Source organism: Desmospora activa DSM 45169 (assembly GCF_003046315.1).
In the GTDB taxonomy this organism is placed as follows: domain Bacteria; phylum Bacillota; class Bacilli; order Thermoactinomycetales; family DSM-45169; genus Desmospora; species Desmospora activa.
On sequence record NZ_PZZP01000002.1, the window covers coordinates 39,650 to 63,823 of the forward strand.

The 24,174-nt window shown below is 50.1% G+C and carries 23 protein-coding genes; 6 read left to right on the top strand and 17 right to left on the bottom strand.

Features of this window, described 5'->3' with window-relative positions:
- Positions 1 to 23: 23 nt before the first annotated feature.
- A complete protein-coding gene (lepB, locus tag C8J48_RS13510; RefSeq protein ID WP_107727789.1) occupies positions 24 to 551 on the bottom strand; it encodes a signal peptidase I in 528 nt (175 codons plus the stop codon).
- 6 nt (positions 552 to 557) lie between these two features.
- Positions 558 to 1,103 (bottom strand): DUF402 domain-containing protein, encoded by a 546-nt coding sequence (locus C8J48_RS13515; RefSeq protein WP_107727790.1) that lies wholly within the window; start codon positions 1,101 to 1,103, stop codon positions 558 to 560.
- A 437-nt stretch (positions 1,104 to 1,540) separates the two neighbouring features.
- Between C8J48_RS13515 and proC the strand changes: the two genes are divergently transcribed.
- Entirely contained in the window at positions 1,541 to 2,383 is an 843-nt protein-coding gene (gene proC, locus C8J48_RS13520; protein ID WP_107727791.1) for a pyrroline-5-carboxylate reductase, read from the top strand.
- A gap of 91 nt (positions 2,384 to 2,474) precedes the next feature.
- Here the strand turns inward: proC and C8J48_RS13525 are convergent, their stop codons facing one another.
- The 3 genes from C8J48_RS13525 to C8J48_RS13535 all read right to left on the bottom strand — a co-directional run bounded on the left by C8J48_RS13525 (position 2,475) and on the right by C8J48_RS13535 (position 5,234).
- Positions 2,475 to 3,782: a S8 family peptidase gene (locus C8J48_RS13525; protein ID WP_245891229.1), complete on the bottom strand. Its 1,308-nt coding sequence runs from the start codon at positions 3,780 to 3,782 to the stop codon at positions 2,475 to 2,477.
- A gap of 143 nt (positions 3,783 to 3,925) precedes the next feature.
- On the bottom strand, positions 3,926 to 4,366 hold the full coding sequence (locus tag C8J48_RS13530; protein WP_107727793.1) for a GNAT family N-acetyltransferase: 441 nt from the start codon (positions 4,364 to 4,366) through the stop codon (positions 3,926 to 3,928).
- A 205-nt stretch (positions 4,367 to 4,571) separates the two neighbouring features.
- Entirely contained in the window at positions 4,572 to 5,234 is a 663-nt protein-coding gene (locus C8J48_RS13535; RefSeq protein WP_107727794.1) for a hypothetical protein, read from the bottom strand.
- Between the two features lie 322 nt (positions 5,235 to 5,556).
- Here C8J48_RS13535 and C8J48_RS13540 point away from each other — a divergent pair, with 322 nt between their 5' ends.
- Complete coding sequence (locus C8J48_RS13540; protein ID WP_107727795.1) at positions 5,557 to 7,611, top strand: molybdopterin-containing oxidoreductase family protein; 2,055 nt, start codon at positions 5,557 to 5,559, stop codon at positions 7,609 to 7,611.
- Between the two features lie 511 nt (positions 7,612 to 8,122).
- On the opposite strand, the gene C8J48_RS13550 is transcribed toward C8J48_RS13540, so the two are convergent.
- The 7 genes from C8J48_RS13550 to C8J48_RS13580 all read right to left on the bottom strand — a co-directional run bounded on the left by C8J48_RS13550 (position 8,123) and on the right by C8J48_RS13580 (position 14,974).
- Entirely contained in the window at positions 8,123 to 9,364 is a 1,242-nt protein-coding gene (locus tag C8J48_RS13550) for a serine hydrolase domain-containing protein (protein ID WP_107727796.1), read from the bottom strand.
- A 146-nt stretch (positions 9,365 to 9,510) separates the two neighbouring features.
- Positions 9,511 to 9,771, bottom strand: coding sequence for a hypothetical protein (locus C8J48_RS13555; RefSeq protein WP_146160499.1), 261 nt, complete (start codon positions 9,769 to 9,771; stop codon positions 9,511 to 9,513).
- 2 nt (positions 9,772 to 9,773) lie between these two features.
- Complete coding sequence (locus tag C8J48_RS13560) at positions 9,774 to 10,154, bottom strand: SHOCT-like domain-containing protein (RefSeq protein WP_107727798.1); 381 nt, start codon at positions 10,152 to 10,154, stop codon at positions 9,774 to 9,776.
- A gap of 12 nt (positions 10,155 to 10,166) precedes the next feature.
- Entirely contained in the window at positions 10,167 to 10,535 is a 369-nt protein-coding gene (locus tag C8J48_RS13565; protein WP_107727799.1) for a DUF2089 domain-containing protein, read from the bottom strand.
- 329 nt (positions 10,536 to 10,864) lie between these two features.
- On the bottom strand, positions 10,865 to 12,154 hold the full coding sequence (locus tag C8J48_RS18810) for a VanW family protein (RefSeq protein ID WP_170105531.1): 1,290 nt from the start codon (positions 12,152 to 12,154) through the stop codon (positions 10,865 to 10,867).
- 60 nt (positions 12,155 to 12,214) lie between these two features.
- A complete protein-coding gene (gene mutY, locus C8J48_RS13575; RefSeq protein WP_107727800.1) occupies positions 12,215 to 13,354 on the bottom strand; it encodes an A/G-specific adenine glycosylase in 1,140 nt (379 codons plus the stop codon).
- A 222-nt stretch (positions 13,355 to 13,576) separates the two neighbouring features.
- Positions 13,577 to 14,974 (bottom strand): hypothetical protein, encoded by a 1,398-nt coding sequence (locus C8J48_RS13580; protein ID WP_107727801.1) that lies wholly within the window; start codon positions 14,972 to 14,974, stop codon positions 13,577 to 13,579.
- 369 nt (positions 14,975 to 15,343) lie between these two features.
- On the opposite strand from C8J48_RS13580, the gene C8J48_RS13585 reads away from it, so the two are divergent.
- The gene (locus C8J48_RS13585) at positions 15,344 to 16,294 is read left to right on the top strand and encodes a mechanosensitive ion channel family protein (protein ID WP_107727802.1); all 951 of its coding nucleotides are present in this window, start codon (positions 15,344 to 15,346) and stop codon (positions 16,292 to 16,294) included.
- A gap of 322 nt (positions 16,295 to 16,616) precedes the next feature.
- Here C8J48_RS13585 and C8J48_RS18815 read toward each other — a convergent pair whose 3' ends face one another.
- Complete coding sequence (locus tag C8J48_RS18815) at positions 16,617 to 16,769, bottom strand: hypothetical protein (RefSeq protein ID WP_170105533.1); 153 nt, start codon at positions 16,767 to 16,769, stop codon at positions 16,617 to 16,619.
- Between the two features lie 254 nt (positions 16,770 to 17,023).
- Between C8J48_RS18815 and C8J48_RS13590 the strand changes: the two genes are divergently transcribed.
- Positions 17,024 to 17,245 (top strand): hypothetical protein, encoded by a 222-nt coding sequence (locus C8J48_RS13590; RefSeq protein WP_107727803.1) that lies wholly within the window; start codon positions 17,024 to 17,026, stop codon positions 17,243 to 17,245.
- Between the two features lie 80 nt (positions 17,246 to 17,325).
- Here the strand turns inward: C8J48_RS13590 and C8J48_RS13595 are convergent, their stop codons facing one another.
- The 4 genes from C8J48_RS13595 to C8J48_RS13610 all read right to left on the bottom strand — a co-directional run bounded on the left by C8J48_RS13595 (position 17,326) and on the right by C8J48_RS13610 (position 21,848).
- Positions 17,326 to 18,216 carry a DNA-3-methyladenine glycosylase family protein gene (locus C8J48_RS13595; RefSeq protein WP_107727804.1) on the bottom strand — a complete coding sequence of 297 codons (891 nt, stop codon included), beginning with the start codon at positions 18,214 to 18,216 and terminating at the stop codon, positions 17,326 to 17,328.
- A 286-nt stretch (positions 18,217 to 18,502) separates the two neighbouring features.
- Complete coding sequence (locus C8J48_RS13600; RefSeq protein ID WP_107727805.1) at positions 18,503 to 19,141, bottom strand: 3D domain-containing protein; 639 nt, start codon at positions 19,139 to 19,141, stop codon at positions 18,503 to 18,505.
- A gap of 101 nt (positions 19,142 to 19,242) precedes the next feature.
- Complete coding sequence (locus C8J48_RS13605; protein ID WP_170105535.1) at positions 19,243 to 20,463, bottom strand: O-antigen ligase family protein; 1,221 nt, start codon at positions 20,461 to 20,463, stop codon at positions 19,243 to 19,245.
- Between the two features lie 101 nt (positions 20,464 to 20,564).
- On the bottom strand, positions 20,565 to 21,848 hold the full coding sequence (locus C8J48_RS13610) for an MGDG synthase family glycosyltransferase (protein ID WP_170105537.1): 1,284 nt from the start codon (positions 21,846 to 21,848) through the stop codon (positions 20,565 to 20,567).
- Positions 21,849 to 22,064: 216 nt separating this feature from the next.
- Between C8J48_RS13610 and C8J48_RS13615 the strand changes: the two genes are divergently transcribed.
- On the top strand, positions 22,065 to 23,126 hold the full coding sequence (locus C8J48_RS13615; RefSeq protein ID WP_211316648.1) for a FecCD family ABC transporter permease: 1,062 nt from the start codon (positions 22,065 to 22,067) through the stop codon (positions 23,124 to 23,126).
- The gene (locus C8J48_RS13620; protein ID WP_107727808.1) at positions 23,123 to 24,163 is read left to right on the top strand and encodes a FecCD family ABC transporter permease; all 1,041 of its coding nucleotides are present in this window, start codon (positions 23,123 to 23,125) and stop codon (positions 24,161 to 24,163) included. The genes C8J48_RS13615 and C8J48_RS13620 overlap by 4 nt, the downstream gene beginning before the upstream one ends.
- Positions 24,164 to 24,174: the final 11 nt, after the last annotated feature.

Genomic DNA, 24,174 nt, shown 5'->3' on the forward strand with positions numbered 1-24,174 from the left:
AATTGTTTCCTGTATTGTCAATGTCACAAGAAGGCTGCTAACGAAGGGCGCCAGAGAATAAACTCCACCTTCCCTTCAATCAATCGATTGGGTACTTGTCCCACACTTTTGTAACGACTGTCTCGGCTGGCATACTGTTGTCGGTTGTCACCCATGACAAATACATGACCTTCTTTTACCACGATGGGACCATAATCACCATCTTCAATTTCCGTGTTAATATAGGGCTCATGCTCTTTTTTGCCGTTGCGGATCAACGTGTGATCACGGATTTCAATGCGATCTCCCGGAACCCCCACCACCCTCTTTACCAGATAGCGGCCGTTTCGAGTCGGATCTTTAAAGGTAACCACATCTCCCCGCTGCGGTTCGTTAACCATAAAATGAAACTTATTGATAAGGAGCCTGTCGCCGTCTTCTAGGGTGGGCTCCATCGAAGTGCCGTTAACCACAGACAACGCCAGCCCAAATTGATTGACTACCAGCGCGAAGGAAATCGCCAGAAAAACGGTTCGTAACCAAGGGGCGATTCCGTTAATAACCCCTTTCATATTCCATCACTTCACCCCATCGATCAATTTTTTCCATAAAAGATATCGATGATACCCGCTTTCCACAAAGGATGAAGTGAACGGCTTTTTTCCTTCTCGCCACCGGCTCTCCAGCTCTGTTCGCGCTTCCTCCACATTCCTTTTCACACCGTAAGGGTAAGCGTGGCGTACACAATTTTGCTCAAATTCTTCTTGATCCAACCAATGGTAGCCACCTGTAACATCGACGGACAGATCCCAATCGTAATCCGTGTAAATTAACGAGTTTCCACTCAGTCGAAAAGGAGAAGCGATATTACAATACCAATGATTGAAGTTAGATGCATCGAATAATAATATGATATTATACCATTTATTTCTATAAAACTGGCAAATGGCTAAACCGGAAGAAATCCGTGAATGCCCATCCGACTCGGTCACTTCCACATCCTCGTTGGCAACCAGGATCTCTGTCGGTGTTACCTCCAATACGAGAGATTGCTTCCATGCGCGGTGAAAAGAGCCGTCGTGTTTCCGGCTTTCGATGTGAATCCAATCACCGGCTTTCACCATTCTCTCTCAACCTCCCACTCATTTTCCTGTATTGCCAAAAGTGAATGCGATTAAACAAAAAATCAGAATTGATTTCATATATTTTTTCATTACTTGACATGAAGCACATCGGTATGCATAATTATTAGAAACCAATGACCGGATATGAATGGAAAAGCGATGACAGGGCCAACGGGACGGCCCCGAACGCACAGAGAGCGGAGCCCGCGGCTGTAAGGTTCCGTCGTTCACCCGCCCCAAACCCACCCTCGATGCTGTCGGTGATTAAACCGAACGGAGCGCGCCCCGTTAGCGAGCGTGCACGGCAACCAGCCGTGACTGAGCAGGGCACATCAGTGCCAACGTAAGGTGGTACCGCGGAAGACCCCCTCTTTCGTCCTTCAGACGAGAGGGGGTCTTGTGTTTGTCACGGATTCGCCAAAAAGGAGAGAGCCCTCATGAAAGCCCATTTTCAATACTGTTTTATCGGAGCAGGCTCGATGGCGGAAGCGATCATCGCAGGCCTGATCCAAAAAGGGAAAGCTACTCCCGCTGAAATCGCCGTCATCAACAGACAAAACAATGATCGACTTAAAGACTTGTCCCGTCGTTATGGCGTTGATTATCCACTGGATAAAGCGGAAGCCGTTCGGCGTGCACGTACCCTGATCCTTGCCGTCAAGCCTAAGGATATGGATTTCGCGCTACAACAGTGGGGAGAAATCATTCGGATGGATCAGCGTGTCATCTCTGTCGCTGCTGGCATTTCCACCGCTTGGATCGAGCAACGCTTGGGTGCGAAAGCGGCTGTAATCCGAGCCATGCCCAATACTTCCAGCATGATCGGATGTTCGGCTACCGCTCTGTGCCCAGGGCAATATGCTGTAGAAAAAGATCTGGAAGAAGCAAAGCAAACGTTTGATGCGATCGGTTACACGGTTCGGGTCACCGAACAGGATATGGATGCCGTCACCGGGTTATCCGGCAGCGGTCCCGCCTATATCTACTATGTGGTTGAAGCGTTAGAACAAGCGGGCATCAGTGCAGGTCTCAGTCAACCGATCGCCCGCCAACTGACACTGCAAACCTTGGTGGGCGCCGCTCACATGCTGCTGGAAACCGAGGAAGAGCCGGCGGAGTTGCGGCGTAGGATCTCCTCTCCCGGCGGAACAACCATGGCCGGACTGGAAACCCTGGATAGCCACCAATTTCACCAAACATTAGTCCGTGCTGTTCACCGTGCGACGGAGCGTTCACGAGAATTGGGGGAAGCATGGAGCGATTCCACTGTTCGCTCGTGAAAAGATTGTAAAATCCCTCACTCCATTAATTATAAACAACCTTAGCCTGGTTTGTCCGGGCTAAGGTTGTTTATATATACAGTCATTCTATTTAACGGGAGGCTTCCGCCAACGTTTCCTGGAATTGAAGATACTGTTTGGCCAATGTGACGGCCTGCTTCACATCCACCACGCCAGCGGGATCGTCCCCGTCCAGCGATTGAACCGTCTGCATCAGTATGCTTTTGATATCGTTGGGGCTGAGCATGGGATTCGCCTCCAGCAACAGCGCCGCCACACCGGCACAAAACGGAGTCGCCATCGACGTGCCACTCAAGCTGATATAATGCTCGCCCACCCGATTTTCCGGCAACTGCCTCTCTAAAGGCGAACCGGGAACCGACAGGGAGATAATATCCGTCCCCGGCGCGTAGATATCCGGTTTTACCCAAGCGTCAGGGGTTGGGCCACGGCTGGAGAAGGGGGCTTTTTCATCATCGTCTGGATTTTCCGTATTGCGGTCATCCATGGCACCCACGGTAACCACAGCCGGTGAGATACCCGGCGTGCTGATCGTTCCAGGCTCCGGCCCCTCATTACCAGCCGCCGCAAAGACGGCGATCCCATGGTGCCACGCTTCCTCTACCGCTTGACACAAGGGGTCGTCCCGGTGGGATTCATAGGCGGGAGCGCCTAGTGACAAAGACATGATGCGGATCCCGTACTGTTCCCGGTTTTCCACACACCACTCCACTCCCTGAATAACGGTTGACAACTGCCCACCACCGTTTTCATCCAATACCTTTACTCCGATCAAGCGCGCCCCTGGCGCTGGTGCCGTATACAGTCCCTCCGACAGGTGACCGTTTCCGGCGGCATCGCCGGCACAATGGGTTCCATGCCCCTGATCATCGTAGGGTTCCGACTCACCGTTGACAAAATCGACAAATGCGTCGATGCGGGCTTCCGGCTGCGCCAGATCATCATGGGGGTGGATGCCCGTATCGATCACGGCAATCCCGATTCCGTCACCGGTCAATCCCTCTTCCATGTGGACATCCAGCGCACCGGTAAATTTCCCGGCAATATCGAGCAACGCTTTCACTGGTCGATCGTAAAACAATTTTCCAACCGCTTCATTATCCAATAATTCCTGGATCGTCGTCGGTGTCAATCTCCCAAAAGCGCAATCCATCAACGTTAGCTCGCCATCTAAGTGGTTACACGAACCCTCTTGGCAACGGTTCAATGCCTGTTTCCGTTTTTCCGTGTCCGCCTGCTTGTTCCAGCGAATAATCACAGGTAGAGGTGATTCATCTTCTTTTGCTCCCGTCTGCCGCAACCGCAAAAGCTCTTTGACCAATCCGGGATCGAGACGACCCTTTGTCCGTTGGAACCATACACCATGCGCTCTTCCCATCATAACCACCTCCTGCTCAATGGATTAAGCATCGAAGGGGCTAATTCCTGCCTGCAAATTCCACTTAAATTAAAAAATCAAATAAATTAGATAAAAACATTCATAAACACCGAAAAGATAAAAACAAAAGCAAAAGTTAACCCTTATGAAGTAGAAATAACGTCTGGTAGCCGAAAAAGCCAGATTTTCTCCAAGATCGAAGAAGAGGCTTGTTGATACCCTAAATGATAGTAAAAAGGTGCCAACTTCTCCGTTCCTTCATCCACCATCACCTGTACGTTTTGCACGCCCTTATTGTGAAAACGTTCTTCCAACAACGACGTCAATTTCCGTCCAATTCCCTGTCCTTGATACGAAGGGTGGACAGCTAGACAGTAAAAATAGCCCGTGTCCTTCTCTATCGTCCCAACGATCGCGCCAACAATTGAATCGTCTTTTTCCGCCACCAACACCAGATCACGATCATAAGCCAATTGTTTGGCCAACACTTGTAGTGTCTGTTGTTCCCTTTCCTTGGAAGCGTTCATTTTCCATAACGATGTAACCCCGTGGATATCTGATAATTGGAACGATCGCAGGTTCATAGAGCGTCACTCCTCCTTAACAGTGGTTTTAATAGTGTACTAGATGACGACGCTACATGGCAATTGTGATCATCCTGTGAAGAAACCGCTTTCCTCACCTTCGTTATTTCACAAACGCCTTTTTTTGCGCTCATACTCCCAGGCACATAAACCGTCCACCAACCACCCCTTATCCATAAAAAAAGACAGGATTTCCCCGTCTTCTTCACTCCGAAAGCGAACGGGAAAGCACATTGCTGAGTTGCCAATACCATGGAATCAACAACAGCAACGATCCCGCCAATACCCACGGCAACAAGGCATCCACCCAACGGACCGAGATTGATGCCGCCAACACAATACTCCACAAAACCAAGGAGTACACAGCTACCGATGACGGAAAGAAGCGCGTTCGAAACATCACACTGGTATAGATAAACCCGCTGATCGCAAAACAGATACAACTAAATACACCCACCAGTTGAACCAGAAGTTTTTCCCATCGTAATATATGATCCACCAAGTGCGGGGTGGGAGCTTCCAAAACCAACAACGATAACACAGGCATCACGGTCATTTGCAACAAATCGTGCAGTACCCACGATGCTGCTCCCATCACCCCGATCATCCAGGCCATTTGCAACAGCGGACGGTAGGAGCGGTCCAGACGGAGCGTCAAGATGGTAAATACAAATAGGAGTCCCAATGCTGACGCCAATGCTGCCGCCCATGAGAGGTTCCAAGCAGTCGGGTTGGCATGGATATATTGCATGCGCTCTCCAAACGATCCCTGCCCCATTCCAACCAAAAACAAACAGGCCAAAACCACTGCCGCCAAATTAATCCCAGCCGCCCCTCGCACCAACCAATAGGTTCCCTTCCGCCTCATCCCTCTATCCAGATTGATCGACCTCCTCCGTCGGTGCCTTGTCCGTTCTGATCTCGATGTTGGTTGATCACGCTTTATACTCTCATTTTGGACCCTTTTCTCATGCGACAAACTTCTATCTTGGATAACGATAAATGTAACGTTCTCGTTTAGCGGATTTGGATTATCTGTTAAGGGTTATTGCCAATCCAATCACGGACGTTTTGGTTGGGTTATCCGTCTCCGCTCCCCCCTTTTTAATTGTCAAAGATCAATCTGATTAATTTCCCTTTTCTTTTTCCTCCGCTACAATAGGGACAGACCATCACAGGAGGAACCTCACATGAAAAGCGCAGTTTATCGGTCGGTGTGCCCATTGGACTGCCCCGACACCTGCGGCTTGCACGTCACGGTGGAGGGCGGAGAGCGTGTTACGCAAGTGACTGGTGATCCCGATCACCCCGTGACAAAAGGAGCCATCTGTCACAAAGTGCGCCATTTTCCGGAACGGGTACATCACCCCGATCGTATCCTGCAGCCCCTCCGTCGGGTCGGCCGCAAGGGGGAGGGGCGCTTTGAACCGATCAGCTGGGATGAAGCACTGGATGAAATCCTCCGTCAATTTCACGACGCTATCGATCGGAACGGAGCGGAATCCATCCTCCCCTACAGCTACTACGGCAATATGGGTTTGGTTAATAACGGCAGTATGGATCGCCGCTTTTTTCACCGCCTCGGTGCCAGTCGCTTAGAACGGACCATTTGTAATACCGCCGGCAACCAAGGATTTACATATACGACCGGTATCAAAGGGGCGCTTGATCCGGAAGAGACCGTTCACAGTCGTTATGTCATCCTATGGGGTGGCGATTTCGTCAGCACCAATATGCACCAGATGACGTTTCTGACAGAAGCGCGCAAACGCGGGGCCAAAATCATCGCCATCGATGTGCGTAAAAACCGAACAGCGCGTTGGGCCGATGAGTTTATATCAGTCTACCCCGGCACCGATGCCGCCTTGGCCTTGGGATTGATGCACGTGATTGCAGAAGAAGGTTGGCATGATCAAGCGTTTATCCACTCATACACCAGTGGGTGGGAAGCCTTTCGAGAGCGGTTACAGGAGTATCCCCCCGATGTTGTTGCCCGGATCACCGGTGTGCCGGAAGCGCAGATTCGACGTCTAGCACGGGAATACGCCCACTCCAACCCTACCTTCATCCGCATCGGCAACGGCTTGCAACACCACGACAACGGCGGGATGACCGTGCGAACCATCGCCTGCCTGCCGGCATTGACAGGGGCTTGGCGTCATCGCGGTGGTGGGGCGCTCAAAGAAAACGGACTTTTCACCGCCAACAAAGATGTATTGGAACGTCCCGATCTGTTGCCCGACCCCCATGTGCGCACCTTTAATATGATTCAACTGGGCAAGGCGTTGTTGGAAGCAAAACCGCCGGTACAGGTATTGTTCGTTTACAATACCAACCCTGCCGCTGTCGCTCCTGATCAAGCGCGGGTATTAAAAGGATTGCAGCGGGAGGATTTATTTACCGTCGTGCATGAGCTCTTTCTGACCGACACAGCGCGGTACGCCGATCTTGTCCTCCCCGCCACCAGTCACCTGGAAAATATGGATATCTACAAATCTTACTGGCATCTGTATGTGCAGCTGGCCCGACCCGTCATCCCACCCCAAGGGGAGGCGTGGTCCAACTATCGCCTCTTTCGCACACTGGCGGAGCGGATGGGTTTTACTGAACGCTGTTTTGCGGACGCACCGGAGGATATTGTCCGGCAGGTGTTGGATAACCCCGCCAATCCCTATATGCGCAATCTATCTTTTGCAGAGTTGCAGCAACAGGAGATTATAAAACTGAATCTATCCGCCGATCCTTTGTATCCAAACCGCTTGTCCCGTCCAGAAGGGAAAATCGCCCTTTATAGCGAAACCATGGCGGTGGCGGGGATGGACCCCTTACCTGCACACACCCCCTTACCGGAAGGAAGAGACGGAACGGGTACACGAGACGAGCAATTTCCGTTTATGTTTCTCTCTCCACCCAACCATCGTTTTTTAAATACAACCATGGCCAACCATCAATTCTTGCAGAGGCTGGAGAAGCGCCCTTCTCTCGAGATCCATCCCGCTGATGCGGAATCGCTCGCCATCGCAAACGGCGATCGATTGCGGGTTTACAATCGACGTGGAAATGTTATCCTGTACGCGGAAGTGACAGAGCGGGTTCGCCCCGGTGTGGTGGTTTCCCCCGGCCTCTGGTGGAATCAATCCTATGAAGGAAATAAAGGGGTCAATCAACTTACGCCTGACCGGACCGCGGATATGGGAGGAGGGGCTGTCTTCTTCTCTACATCCGTTCAGATTGAACGATTGTAGGGGCAGAACCAGCAATCAAACAACAAATCCTAATTCGACCAATAAACGGAAAGCAGACCGATATCTATTTCAAATCGGCCTGCTTTTTACACAGGAAAGGAAGAAATCATACGGTTATATTCTTCTTGAGCTTCTGTAATAGCTAATTTCGAACATACTTCAAACGATTGCCTACTTGCATGTCCAGAACAAGGCTGAATGAGGGGCATCATCGATTCCTTGTTTTTTCAACCAGGCTTTGTATGTGAACTGCTCTCCACTAAAGCGGTAGAGCTTCTCGATTCATCGAGTCTCCAACGAGTCCTCTCCACGAGCGTAACTTCCCGTAGTTCCTACGGTACATGTTGAAAACGTTTTGTGGGTCTTGCCAAAGTGACAGGAATCGTTTTACGTGGTGACTGTTCCTTCCTCACCAAAATACCAAAGGCACTTTTACTTCCAATCGGCCACCAGGGGGCTGACCGTTGAGTCTCGTGGGTTGAGCGCGGGCATACCAGGCGCGGGCTCGGTGTCAGTCTTCGATTGCCTGGTAGACCATGGTCCAGAAGTCGTGAATAAGCCGCGCTGAATCCGGGGTGGACATTCCGACCTGGGTGAGCAGGAATCCGATGAGCTGTTTGTCTGGGTCAGCGTAGGTCGAGGTCCCGGTTCCGCCGTCCCATCCGAACTGGCCGATGGACGCGTAGTCGCCGCGGTAGGTGCGCACCGCCATCCCGAAGCCCCAGCCGCCGTGCTGCCCTTGGCCGAATGACACATGGACGTTGTTGGTGGCCATGGCTCTTCGGGCGGCTAGTTGCTCGGGCGTAAGGCGGTTGGTGGTCATCAGCTGGACGGCGGGCCGGGACAGGATCCGTTCGGTCCCGTGCATCCCCTCATTCAACAGCATCCGGAAGTAGGCGTAGTAGTCGTCGACGGTGGAGACCAGTCCGCCTCCGCCGCCCTGGAATGCCGGAGGCTGGCTGTGGCGTCCCCCCCTGGCCTCCTCCCACATGAACTCTCCGGTCTGCGGGTCGGGGGCGTAGTTGGGTGGCAGACGGTCAATCTTGCCTTCGGGCACATGGAAACCGGTGTCCTTCATGCCTAGGGGGTCGAAGAGGCGTTCACGCAGAAATGTCTCAAACGACTGGCCCGTGACCCTGGCGACGAGCACGCCAAGTAGATCGTTGCTGATGTGGTACTGCCAGTGCTCTCCAGGATGGTGCATCAGCGGAAGCGTGCCAAGGCGGCGCATCCACTCATCCGGCTCGGGCATCGGCTCCGGTAGATTGGGCGTGAGCCCCTGCTCGAAGATCGCGTTCATGATCGGAGTGCCCAGCGACGTCATATCCATGCCGAGTCCGAACGTGGAGGTCAGCAGGTCCCGTACGGTGATCGGTCGACGTGCTGGCACGGTATCGTCCAGCGAACCGTCAACCCGCTTCAGCACCCGCCGGTCGGCGAGTTCCGGCAGCCACGTCTCTACCCGGTCATCCAGCCGCAGCCTGCACTCGTCGAGCAGGATCATCGCCGCCGCCATCGTGACCGGCTTGGATGTCGAGGCCATCCGGAAGATCGTGTCCCGGCGCATCGGAGCACCACCGTCATGGCGCATCGTGCCAAGCGCTTCGACGTGCGTCTCACCGTTCCGGCTGACTAGGGCGACAAGCCCAGGAATCTTCCCGGATTCGACATGCCGTGCCAGCACCTCACACAGTCTAAGCAGTCCTGCTTCGGAGAAGCCGCTGTTGCTTTGTCCCGTTGTAATCTTTTTCATTTGGTTTCCCTCTCTATACTTTTTTATCAACCCTATGGTTCGAGAGACAAAACAAGACAACTTTTTAAGAGATGACTGGATATACTCCTCCAAGACCAAATATCCCAATGTTCCGTGAATTTTGTTATCTATTTATTTTCTAGCTATTACACTACAACCGTTACTTCATTCCCATCCTTATCTTTGACATCCACTAATGTTAAACCCTTATATTCTTTTAGCGATGAAAGGACAGGCTGTAAGGTTTGCTTGTTCAACAGGGGTGTAGGAAAGGTGATGTTTTCTACTCTTTTATTCACCTGTTTCCAAAACCATTTACTACAGATGATCGCTCCTGTTATGCGTAATACGAAAAAGGGGAGAGGGATGGTATAACGTTTTTTTTCCGCTTGAATAATCACTTTCATCATTATTCGATCACGATCAGCACGGTATCTTTATTGGCAGAGCTAATATCTACAATCTGTCCTTCTGCTTCATTATCGATCGCGTCTAATAACAAATCCATATCAATATCTTTTACATATTTTTCGGATTCGGGAAATTTTTCTGCTATATGATGACCTGCTTTTAGTATGGTTTTAGCGAGATTAAGCGGCAAGTTGATCTTCACTTTGTCTCCATCAGCGGAGTCGATTCTGATTTTCAGCATTTTTTTCAAGTAGTTGGTGTGAGAGGAAGAGTGTGAAGGCGTTTCATCTTTTAGTAATTCGATCAGTTCTGCTCCTTTTTCTGCTGTGATTTTTTCCTCTTGTACCATCGCTAATATTTTTGCAATCTCTTCTTTCAACTTGAATCACTCCTATTCTTTTTTTAGCATTTTTACTGCTTCTTCTGGACTGAGTTCCCCTTTTTCAAGCAGCGAAATGATCTCTTTTTTGTTCACTACCTCTTGTTTCTTTTGTGGTGAATGTCCTAGAGCAGCAATAATTTCATCTAATTTTCCACGGACGGTCGGATAAGAAATCCCTAGTGCTTTTTCCACTTCTTTGATATTGCCTCTGCAAGTTAAAAAGGTTTCAATAAAATGAAGTTGTTCTTTTGCTAATGAGGCTAATTTTGAAAGCTGAAACTCATTTTCGATCGTAGTGTGACAGTGTTTACATTGCAATCGTGTGACTTGTAGCTGCTTACTACAAACTGGACAAGTTGTAATCATTGGAAATGACATATGCTTCTCCTTTCTTAATCACATTATATAATCAGTTATTAAATATGTCAATATATAAATTGATTATGTTAATTAATTTGATCATATATATTGATTTTGTTGTTTGTGATATTGATATTATCTATTTTACGTATGTAAGTGAATTTGCTCAAGTAGCGATATTGCAAACGGCCCTCCCACTGTACTGGGAAGGGCCGTTAATACAGAGACACCAAAGAGTAAAAACGAAGGGAATAAGTGTTTATCCGCCAAGACCCGATTTCCGTCTTTCCTTTATCAGGGTTTTGTCAGCCTGCCATTTCTTCATTGGCAGATGAACGGATTATCATTTAGCCGCCGCTAACTGTCATATCCTGCACTTCTGTAGGTGCAGCCTGCACTTGTCGGCTTTTGTTGCTCACTTCGGAGGAGGTATATACTTCCACTGTCAACGTCCCTCCCCGCAGGATGGAACGAATCAAAATCGGGTGATCCCAATCATTGCGAAAACGAAAATCAGGTCCATACCAGGCAACAGTGGCATCCCGCCCTTTTGGCACATAAGTGACTTCCGCGCTGTGCGAATAGCGGGCAGTTATCGTTAGACCTGCATTATAAACGCTGTTATAGAGGGTGGAAGAGGTTTGACAGATTCCCCCGCCCAATCCCTCACTGTACTCCCCTCTTACAATAATCGTCGCTGGTTTATACCCGCGGGCGGAGGTGCGCTGTCCCACCGTTTGATTAAAAGAGAATTCCTCCCCGGGATTAATAACGCGATTATGGATGGCGTCGCTGGAGAGGCGTACATTAGTCGTGCGATTGACGTTGCCCGGATTGAGATAAGTAGAATAGGTGCCGATCCGTTTCTCATCGACCCGGCGAATCTGTTCCGCTGTTACACGGGGAGCGATGGATACGGTAGGAATAACCTCCGGGCTGTTGAGTCGATCAGGCAGCTGCTCCAACCACCGATCCATAGCGTCTAAATCCATCTTTACGCCCTCTTTTTCCGGTTGAATCGTACCGCCAAATCGTTCCACCTTGGCGTCTGTTGCCGGTACTCGTATTTCCTTGGCGATGGATTCCAGCCATTCTTTCCATTTCTCTTTATCAAGGGTAGATACATCTTCCCCGTCATATCCCCATTCCCGCAAATCCGTTTGCCACTGCTGGTCCCCATGTACCAAAATAAGCGGCAAGGGTTCGGGTTCCTTCTCTTCTTCCGTCTCAGCTAATACTTTCTCCACACCGAGTTCCACATGATTAACCGGACTTAGCGGTTGCCAGAAGGTCCATGTCGTCCCCGCAACCGTGATAAAAACCAGCATTGCGGCTGTCCACAGCAACGGAGCGGGCTGAATGCGATCCAAGGCAAACACTTTAGTGAGGGGGGTGTATTTCAATCCGTTCAACATTTGATTTCCCATTTTCTCTGAAAAACTTACAAACTTTTTCCACTGCAAAGCCCATATATGATAAAAGCGATCCATGGAAGTGGATGAATCACAATATACAGAACGGTCGCCTGGTGATTGGGCCGTTTCCGATAGTTTCGGATGGGCTCCCTTTTCTGTCTTTTCTGCCTGTTCCCCATTAACGCCAGCTGTCTGATATTTCTCTCTTTCTTTTTCGCTCACCTTTTCCTTCTCTCCTTCAGGCAGACACTCGCCCGTATGTAACGAGCGGCTTATCGATCGCTAAAACAGCCGTCCTTGAAACCCTTCACTTCCTTCCCGCTTCGTTGAAATCAACTGAATCGCCTTGTGATAAACATTGGGCAAAGCCAGCTGATCCCATTGACCGGGAGAAACCCAGCAATAACGGTCCGGTAATGGTTCCGCTGTGGTGACAACCACTCCTTCAATAAGGGAAATCTGCCAACGGCGATGGCTAAAGATATGCTCCAACTCCCCCAACTGTGCGCCCATTTCAACGGAAAAACCTCTCTCTTGCAGGGTCGCGCGCAATGTTTGGCCAGGTGTTTGTTCCTGAGGGTTGGTTTCTACCGTAGGTAAGCTCCACATATCCGCCAACAATCCTTCCGGCGGTCGTTTTTCCAACAAAATGTGGTTTCCGTCCGTGATCCAGCCAATGGTGACAGCCGCCGGAACTGGCGGTTTCGCTTTTGTTTTGACTGGCAGCTCCGCTTGAATGCCTTGTTGACGGGCATGACAATGGGCAGCCACCGGACAGCTTTCACAGGCTGGATTAAGCGGTTTACACATCAAGGCGCCCAATTCCATCAACGCCTGATTAAAATCCCCCGGCCGATCCTCGGGGATCACCTGAACCGCTAAGGCTTCGATTTTTTTGCGTGTCGACACTTTTGCTACATCGTCCTTTAATGACAACCAACGGGAAATGACGCGCATCACATTGCCGTCTACCGCCGGAAACCTCCGATTATATGCAATGCTTAAAATAGCGCCCGCAGTGTAGGCGCCGACTCCTTTCAAGCGAGAAATTTCATTCCATTCAGCGGGAACTTCCCCTCCATATGAGGCGGCCACTTCCTTAACCGCCGTATGTAGGTTACGGGCGCGGGAGTAATAACCAAGCCCTTCCCACGCTTTCACCACATCCTCTTCATCCGCCGTTGCTAGATCGTTCAAGGTGGGGAAGCGTTTCATAAAACGATCATAAAAAGGGATCACCGTATCCACTCGCGTCTGTTGCAACATAATTTCCGATATCCAGACCCGATAGGGGTCTCGGTTGATACGCCACGGTAGGTCCCGTTTGTTGTGATCATACCAATTCAACAGATCGTGCCGGATCGCTTCCACCCAGCCGCCATCCAGTTGAGGAACCGATGATGATGTAGATGTGCGACTCACGGGTTCGCCCCCTTTGCTGTTCCATTCTAGTGCCGCATCAGCTAATTTTAATGGTATTTAGAGAGGGATGGATTTCCGAATAAGCGACTCTACCACGCAAAGCGAGACCTGGGAGCGAAGCGACCAAGGCGAGACTTGTGCTGGTGAGTGCATGGAGCGAAGGCGGAGATCCACGACCGTCTTACGATTCAATAACAACTTTTGCTGATGGGGAACTAGCTATCATTCGTAGTTGTTATCCTGATCGGATTGAAGGTTGATCAGGCGTAAGCGATGACCGTCAGCCATTTCTTCTAAGACAAGTAATCGATCCGTGGAAGACGACAGATAAAATCCCAATATGTTACGGCCGGTTTGGTAAACGACCTTTTCCTCCATATTGTTTGCGACAAATAACACTCCACGATCCCGTATCATCCATACTCCGTCTGGATCGAAGCGCACCCCAGCGCCGGCCTCCCCTTCACCGGCAAAATCATAATCATAAACGCGGGATTCCTGGGTATTTAAATTGATCAACTTTAAGATCCCATTAACGGAGTAAGATAAATATTTCCCTTTTGGACTAAGGGTCAAATCCGTCAGACGGGTGGGAGAAACATTTTGTTCGTTCTCGATATAATGAAATCCTTTTCCATCCATCACATGGACTCGTTCAAAAAACCATTCGCTTTCCGATTCTTTTCCTGTGGGAAAAGCCAAATAGCGGCCCTCGGAATCCCAAATCGGCTTTCCCAAAATCCGTTCATCCGCAGGGAGGCGATAAAGAGCGGTAACGGAGTCAGACACCGGATTCCATAAGGCCAACGTATTACCTATAGGCACTGGCGAACCCGGTTCCTCACTCTTCACCACCGTCTCTGGCACCCGAGCTTGAACATAAGCGACTTCATCCCTCACAGGCGACCATACCCCGGCAGAGCCGTCTAATCGGTGCAGCGAGCTTCCGTCCTCAGCGCTTACAAGATGTTGATCGTCGTACAAAAGGTACTTGCCAGAAGAGGACCATTGAATAACATCTGCTAATCGCGATATCGACCGTGATACAACGTGATTGATCGGCTTTGACGTTTCTGTATCAAGTCGGAAGAGCGTGAGGTCCCACCCCTGTTCTCCCTCTCCGATAAAAATAAAAGCATCTTTTCCGGGTGAAACTGATACCGGTTGATCGATAGCGGGAATGCTACCCACTACCAACCGAGTTCCATCCGACTTTTCCACGACCAATCGCCGCTGTTTGCCGTTCGCTTGCTCAAGCAACCGGTGTCCATCTTTCAACAAGTGAACGTTTTCATCGCTCTCAAAATGATGCGAACCGTCATCTTGCTTCAACTCACCGGATCGCATATCAAATACATAATGTTCCTGCTGACCACCGATCTCCCCCAAAAAGTAGAGAAGATCCTCCTGCTCCCGATAGGGAATAATTTCATTAAACACTGTATCAGCCAACACTTCCGGCGGTTTTTCAATGGGGGTGCTCACCCAGCCCATCCAGGTGATTCCTGTGCTGAGTATCAGCAGTAGGAGAAGGGCGCTTCCAACTCTCCACTTGTTCCGACGTTCATCCTCAAGGATATCCGAGGTGATGTCGGGATTGGCACGATTTCGGTCATCCATCCGAAAGAGATCCCTCCCACACCCAAACCCCTAAAAAGTGGAGACCGTGTCACCGTTTAAACGATGGCAAAATACTCCTCTGTACATCAGTGTATCAAAAAGAGAGACAGTGATTAAGGAATTTATTGTGACTTTAATCTTTGTCCTTAGAATGCCATTTTTCCTTCAATCGTTTTGACTATGTAAAAATACGCCAAAGGTTGCGACAGACCAGAATTTGTTGATTTGTCAGGGCTTCTACCTGTAAAAAAAGTGCGGACTCTGTGGTATAATGGGGATCGATTTTTTACCAAGAAAAGTACGGGCTTAACAGTTCCGTTTTCAGATCGACATACATTAGACACAGGAAAGGGAAATAGGGGGAAAGAAATGGTTACTTCTATTTTGGGTTGGTTTAACATCGTGGAATGGATGGGAAATATAGAAGACATCCAGCTTAAAACAGAAGAGGTAGTGGAAGATCCCGTGACCAACCTTTGGGAACCGCTAGTAAACCACATCTTGATGCCCGCCGGTAAAATTACCGTCATCATCATACTGACTTGGTTATCACTCCGGTTTGTGGGCAACTTGATCGACCGTCTCCTCAACCTCAGCCGTTTCAAGGACAACAGAGGTACCACCTTGGCCCGGTTGATCAAATCGACAGCCCGATATGTCATCTACTTTATCGCGGCCATCACCATATTGGACAGTCTAGGAATCAAAATCACGCCTATCCTGGCAGGGGCCGGGATCGTCGGGTTGGCTGTCGGCTTCGGTGCACAAAATTTAGTGAAAGATATTATTACCGGCTTTTTTATCATCTTCGACAATCAGATGGAGGTCGGGGATTATGTGCAAATCAACGGCAACATTGAAGGAACCGTGGAGGAAATCGGGCTCCGCGTTACCCGAATCCGTGAGTTCAACCAACGCCTGCATTACGTCTCCAATGGGGAGATCACCCGAATTACCAACTATAACCGGGATCGCATGCGCCCCATGATCGCGGTAACGGTTCCTTATGAAGCCGAGCAGACGGTTGTACAGCAAACACTAGAACAAATCTGCGATGATTTAAGCAAACGATTCGCTCCTTATGTGATTGAGCCTTTCTCCATCTTCGGCGTTACCAATATTGTGCGTGATGGAGTGGAATATACACTAATGGCCGTTACCACACCGGAAGAGTATTGGCTCATCCAGCGGGAGATGCGAAAAACCATTGTTTACACTTTTAACGAAAAAGGAATTGAGATCGCCTATCCCCGCCAAGTTCACACCAGCCACTACTTTAACGGTTTAAATGAGCCAGAAACAAGAGAAGGTCGGGTGTAAACCATTTGGCTTTATTTTCAACACACACAAACACAAGTGATTCACCTACAAAATCGCTTGTGTTTCGGGGGAGGTTCAAGCTAACGGGTCATTTGTGAAATAACGTAGGAGGTTTTGGAGAAGAACCCCAATAAATAACAACAATATTAATAAGGCTCATCGAAGTAAGTGATGCAATAAGCACGGATATTCAAGCAGCATGTTTTGAATAGGATTGATCAAAACATGCTGCTTGAATAAAATAGGTGTACCCAAAATCGGTATCAAACCTCCGTCTTTGTACCCCCAACAGAACCTGTTAAGATATAACTGATCTCTTTCTTCACATCAGCGTTTCAACTACGATTGCTCCGAGAAATGTGACTCCCACTGCAATTGCCACCCACAATCCCGTACGTTTCAAGTCCACAATCAATACCTGCACGGGATCCACAACCCGCTTTTTACTCTCTTTTTTCACTTTTCCCTTTGCCATATTTCTCCCACCTTTAACCAATCAATTTACAAAAATGATAAATCGCTATAAAATATTTATAAACACAGATCCCATACACCATCCGTTTTCAGAATTCATATACTAAAGGGGACGGATTGCTGACACGTGAAATTGGGACATCGATAAAAGGGCAGAAGGGTTCACATTTCTTATAAACGGGAATAGTTCCCTAACAGGTACTGATTGAGAACCTTTGTTGATGGAGAAATAGCAGAGCCGAGGTGACTTCCATGATGTTATTTCGCGACAGGATGGTACAGATCCATCAATCATATGGGGAACCCCGCGTCATCTATTCGTTGCGCAACCAGTTAGAACGGAATCATATTGAAAGTCGATTGCGCGTCAAACGCAAAAAACACCTTACCACATACCAACTCCTCGTTCCCAGCCAAGACGCACAAAAAGCGGTTGAAATATTGGATTGTTATAAGAAGGAATTAGAAAAGGCATAACCCGGGTCCCGATTTCCGTCTTCCCATTATCAAGGTTTGGCAGCAGCCAACCGCCCCCCTAAGAGGGGGTCTTTTTTACGTCAACCTTGGCTCAGCCAATCCCATAGATAAAAAGTAGCATAACTGCGCCATGGTTGCCATCGTTCTCCCAGTTGACGAATCTCCTCTTCTCCCGGACGTATATCATATCCGTAGACAGACTGTACTGCGTTACGAAGACCGATATCCGCCGCTGGCAGTAAATTGGGTCTACCTAAGCCGAAAAGGAGCAAACACTCCACCGTCCAACGTCCCACCCCGCGCAAGGGCAACATTTCCTCTATCACTCCATCATCGGAGAATCGCTCCAACCGGGACAAATCCAACTGCCCCTCTACAATCCGGCGTGAAATATCGATGATATATTCCGCTTTTCGCCGATTAAACTGGAGTGCTTGCAGATCCTCGTAGCGCAGACGGGCTACCTGTTCCGGAGTGGGAAATACCGGTATTACTGTTTGCTCGTCAAACCTCAAGGTTTCACCGGCGATTTCCACCAGACGGTTGATTAAGGTAGCGGCAAAGGAGAGATTGAGCTGTTGACCGATAATTGTCTTCATCAAACATTCGTACAGGTCGGCATCCAATACAAAATGAAGCCCGGTTCGCTGTTGTACCACCGGATAAAGGACGGGATCGTTCTGCTTGATCCACTCGTAAAACGGGGTTAAATCCACATCTAGCGAAAACATCCGCCGCAGGCGGCGCTCCAACATCTGCACCTCTTCCGCCCCTAAATCGGCATCCGTTTCTACCTGTAAAGCCTCCTCCATCCAGCGCAAGCGCAAAAGCAGCGGACGCTCCACCAAGCGGATGGTTCGCAGGAGAATATCCCCTTTTTGGTAATAGGCTGTCTTTTCAAACTGGGTGAGACGGCGGCTCGTCTCCGAAAAAGAATAACTCCCTTTTGGCTTTAACTTCAGGTGCACCATCGCCGTTCCCCCTTTTCCTCTGCCATTATATCAAAGATCCCCCAATAAGCAGACAAAAAAGACCCGGTCTGCTACCGGGCCGGGCTGCAATTGATGACAAACCCTGATAAAGGAAAGACAAATCGGACCCGGGCCCACTTTGTCATCACTGATGAAGAAAGGGGAGACACTGCTCTACGAATGCACCAAAGGAACCAATCGTCAAAGCAATCGATCACTCTATGGAAACGGGGCGCGGCAGGCGACCCGGGAAGCGCCATCGGTCAATATCACCGAGCTACGAAAATCAATCGATCAATTCCACCTGCACTTCTCTTTTTACGCCAAATTGACGGGCTTCGTCCACATCATTCATATAGACATCGATTTTATTCCCTTTGATCGCCCCACCTGTATCTTGGGCTACTCGGTATCCCACTCCATCGATATAGACGCGGGAACCGATCGGAATCACCTCGGGATCAACGGCAATCGTTACTCCTTCCGCCACTTTTGCGCCGCTGGATGTAACGCCATACGCCGGGTGTCCCGGTGATTTGCCGGTGGATTCTGGACCCGATGTGTATGCAGTCAAGGTAAAAGTGCCCAAAGATTGGCCGCGTGCCATCGTCGGCACTGCGCTTTCGTCATTAGAAGCGGATTGCTTTTTCTGTTTCGCCTTCTCTGTTTCCCCTTTGGCGGGTAGACGCAACTCCTGACCCACCTGGATCAAGGCAGGGTTCTTCAATTGATTTAACTGTGCCAATGTCTCCACATCGGTGTCATGTTGTCGGGCCAGCGCATACAAGGTATCCCCCGGCTGCACTTGAATCGTAGCTTCCTTGGCTTCCGCTTTGTTCGACCAAGAAGGGAGAGCGTTGTTGGAAACAATCGTGAAGCCGCCCACCAAAAAAAGGCCAGCAGCGAGCCAACGCAGGATCGACATACGAATCACCTCATAGATTGATAGATTCGTTATCCATCCTGGCCCAACTGTGGCCATTTCATACCTCGAATTTTTGTTATCGTTCCACTCAACCCATTCGATTACCCTGATGATTTTTCCCGACAACACCGCTCATACTGGGCATGGATCATGATAATCGCCAACATAAAGATCAAACCGATCTGTGGGGCGATAATGGGATAATCATACATACCATGGCCGAGCAGGGCAAACACAACGGAAATGAGCATACCCGCCAAGCGCTTCTCCTCTTTGGAAGGGGCCGCTTTGCGCCACACCCGCGCCCGGTGGGTGGTAACGACCGTCAAGCTTCCGAACAGAATCAACCCCAGCACTCCAAACTCCGTAGCGATGCCGAGGATAATATTGTGGGCATGGTAGAGATAACGTCCGGTCATCTCCTCAAACAGATGGCCAAAATGAAGGGGCAAAACCCCAAACAGCCAGTTTTGGGTAAAAATTTCATACGAGTTTTGCCAGACAAAAAAACGAATTCCCGCTGTTGCCAGCAAGGTCTCTTCCCGTGGAATCAATGTTTTATTGGTATAAATAATTAAGCCCGCAGCCACCAATCCCAAAAAGAGCAACACCGTCCGCTTTCGATTGCCCGTCATCCAAACCTGCACCAACAGACCGAGGATAAGGCCGACCCATGCCCCACGGGAACCGGTACACCAGATTGCGGCGCAAAACAAAAAAAAGGTGGAAAAGGCCGCCACTTTATAAGAACGCTTGGACAAGACGGAAGAGGCATAAATGCTGATCAACGCGAGGCAGATCAACATCGCCGCCGCCAGATTGGAATTGGAGGCGGTACCGATACTACGGACGGATTCCGCTTGCTGCATCGGATAAAATCCAAGCAGATAAAAGAGTGTATTCTTCTCGGTCGGAATCCAATCGATTCGCTGAAAAATGGTGACAAAGGCCACATAGAGACCCGACAGCCAAAAAAGCAGATATAGGCGTTCCACTTGGCGCCAAGACCACGTTAACCCCCGCTTCACCCATATGGTCAAAAGATAATACAAGCCGAATAGGGTGATTGGGATCACCCCCGCAGGCAACCATCCAAACACCAGAAACGGGTTAAACGCCCAACTGATCGCGGATAAAATCACAAAAGCAAAAAAGGTGCCCTCAGGCCATCCGCGAATGCTCCACTTGTCCTTGATTACAAACGGAGCGGCCACACCTAAAGCGATAAGAACCGCTACCGGTAAAACAGGGGAAATTAAAATCGAGATATATAAAAACGATATCCAACGCTCTAGCAGCCGTTGTCGCGAGTCGAATTCCAACGTAACAGACTCCCTTACCCATTGATTGGTGGAGCTCTGCAATAGCACCTCTTGCATTATATCCATCCACTGGCAAAAGAACAAGATCTTCTGCTCGGTTTCTATTCCGATTGTATAACGCGAGTGGCCATTTGACCTAATACCGCCTCTACACTTTTAGACGGATGGATATTCCATCGCCACGCCAACATCCGTTGCCGCATCGGCTCCAGACATTCAGGGTGCTCCAGCCAATGAGCCAACCATGCGAGAACTTCCTCTTCATCCGCCGCTTGGTGGGCCAAGCCGCGATCCACCATAAACCGTTCGTTTCCCTCCTCCTGCCCAGGGATGGTTCCAAACAACAACAGCGGTTTACCCTTGGCAATCGCTTCTGTTAACGTCATTCCTCCCGGTTTTGTCAGAAGTACATCCGCTGCATCCATCCAATCCGCCATATCTCGGGTGAAACCGGTGATGCGGATATGGGGATGGTTTAATTCCGGTTGGCGGGACAAAGCTTGACGAAGTCTGTGATTATGTCCGGTACAGACGATGATCTGTAAGTTTTCGCGCTTATCAGCTACTGTGGCGACCAATTCTTCGGTCCGTCCTAAACCGAAGCCGCCTCCCATAATCAGCACCGTCGGCATATGGTAAATACCCAGTTTAATCCGGGCCTCTTCTTTGCTTTGCTTTTTCCAAAAGTGATCCTCAGTCGGAATACCCGTCACAGCAATCTTATTTCGCTCCACACCCAAGGCGATCAATTGCTCCTTTACCCCATTGTGAGGGGCCAGGTAAAGATCTACCTCCGGGCTGACCCAGGAACCGTGCGCACAAAAATCGGTAATCAATGTACAGAGGCGAACCGGTAACCCTTCTTTTTTTAAACGGGCAACCCCTGAGCTGGCAAAAGGATGAGTAGCTACAATCACTCCCGGTCGAAAATCAGCGATATAATCGGCTAAACGGGAATACAGCGCTTGATAGAGACACCACTGGATCCACCGCGGAAAAGCACGACTATGATGTTTTCCGTACATTCGCCGCCACAAGCCGGGAGCTTTTTGAATCATTCCCAGATAGGAATACACCAACGCTTGGTTCACTTGCGGACGAAGCTCTCTGCCGAGCTCCACCAATTGCACTTGCACCTCTTCGTCCGCAAGCTTGATTCCCCGAGCGAGCGCCTGGGCCGCACGGGTGTGTCCCGCTCCAAAGCTTTCAGAAACCAAGAGGACGTTTCTATTTCCATTCCACGCGGTTTTCGGTGTCCAATTTTTCAGTTCCGTCAGACCGCTGCTCGACCAAGCCATGCGATCCATCTTATCCACCTCTCTCCCGCTCCGTCTACCGACGTAACAGGATTGACTCATCTCAAGCAAACGTTTTTTTCCGTTCATCGGTTTCAAGCCCTTATTATACCATACACCCCAAAAGGACAACCCATACACGATACTCCACAAAAAAGGCATCCTTTCCACCATCCGATGGATGGGATGCGTCAAAAAAACATGAGAATGATTCTCGCTTATTGCTTTTATCAGTGATAATGATTATCATACAAATGAGATCGCAATCATACATTCTTTTCATTTTTCGACATAAGGAGTTTCATCATGTCTCAGCCTGTTCTTTATCGCCCATTCACCCGCTGGATGGGATTGGCATCGGGAATCGTCCTCTTGCTATTGTCCATGGTGGCCAGCGTCAAATGGGGATGGACCCACATTGACTGGACGTCCTTTTTTACTGCCTACACCACTGACGTACCTACGCAGCAACAATTGGTCATCCAGTCCACCCGCGTGCCCCGAGCATTGATCGCCGCCGCCGTCGGTGCCAGTTTGGCCATCGCAGGGGCCTTGATGCAGGCGCTAACCCGAAACCCGCTAGCCTCTCCCGGCATTTTTGGCATCAATGCGGGCGCTGCATTTTTTGTGGTGGTTGGAACCTCTTTTTTCGCCGTCAACTCACTACAAGCTTATACCTGGATCGCTTTTGCCGGAGCAGCAGTCGCCGGTCTAGTCGTCGCCCTACTTGGGTCGAGCGGGAGAAGCGGCCTCACACCCATTAAACTCACACTGGCCGGTGCTGCCATCACCGCCCTTTTCTCTACACTGACACAAGGGATTCTCGTGATGGATCAACGCACGATGGAAGAAGTATTGCTATGGTTATCCGGCTCCATCGTCGGCAGGAAAGTGGAGACCCTCTGGACTGTCCTTCCCTTTTTGGTGGTAGCGTGGGGGTTGGCATTGGCCCTCTCCTCTTCCATCACCACGCTGGTCATGGGAGAAGATGTCGCCCGCGGCTTAGGCCAGCGTACCGCATGGGTCAAAGGTGGTGCCGCCTTGTGTGTTGTTCTGTTGGCAGGTAGTGCCGTGGCAATTGCCGGACCGATCAGTTTAGTCGGCCTTCTCATCCCCCATATTGCCCGTGCTCTGGTGGGTCATGATTACCGCTGGGTGATTCCCTATTGTTTTTGGTTGGGTGGAACATTTTTATTGCTGGCGGACATCGGTGCCCGTTATTTGATCATGCCGGGAAGTCCCCTGATGACATGGTTGGCGGGAACGGGCTCCACCATTTCCGTCGATGAGGTTCCGGTGGGTGTGATCACCGCTCTCTTGGGGGTTCCATTCTTTATCACCATCGCCCGAAGGAGTTTATCCCATTGAAACATTCGATCACCATTCGCATCCCACCCACCGTCTCCTTTCTACTGGATCGGCGGGCGCCCTTGGTATGGATGGCTCTGTTGATTGCCAACATCGTGCTCTTCACCCTCAGTCTGGGAAGCGGAGAAGTCAAAATTCCACCGTTGGATGTATGGTTGGCCCTGTTTGGTCAAGGTTCAAGCGCTGATCAGATGATTATCCATTCCTTGCGCCTACCCCGGTTGATAACCGCTTGTCTCGTCGGGATCGCTATGGGAGTTGCCGGTGCTCTCTTTCAAGGAGTGATGCGCAATCCCTTGGCATCCCCGGATATCATCGGGGTTAGCGGAGGAGCATCGGTAGCGGCGGTCGCCTTTCTGGTATTTGGAGCAAACGCTGGCATCGCATGGCTGCCGATAGCCTCATTCGTCGGTGGGGCGGCAGCAGCCGCTTTGATATACGTCCTGGCCTGGAAAGACGGTGTATCCCCTCTCCGCCTGGTTTTAATCGGGATCGGTATTCAAACCGCCGCCCAAGGATTAACCACCTTGCTCTTGATCTTGAGTCCGATTCATACCACCAGTCAAGCGATGGTATGGTTGACGGGGAGCGTCTACGCCAGCTCCTGGACCACTGTGCACAACCTGTTGCCGTGGCTGCTGATCGGTTTACCCATCGCCATTTTCTTAGTCGTCCCGCTTAATCTGCTGCAACTGGGGGATTCAATCGCCATCGGGCTAGGGGGAGCGGTACAGATCAACCGATTGGCCATTATCCTTACCGGGGTCGCGTTGGCAGCCGTCGCAGTGGCGATGGCGGGTCCCATTGGTTTTGTCGGATTGATGGCCCCTCATATTGCCCGCATGCTGACCGGTCCCGCTTTTGGCGGAGTGTTGCCGGCGGCGGCTCTCACCGGATCGTTGTTAGTCATAACAGCGGATTGGGTCGCCCGTGTCGCTTTCAGCCCCTTGGATTTGCCGGCGGGACTGTTTACAGCTGTATTAGGAGCGCCGTTTCTACTGTTTCTGCTGTTACGAAGCGATCGCCATTCCATCTGAATGGGAGGAAT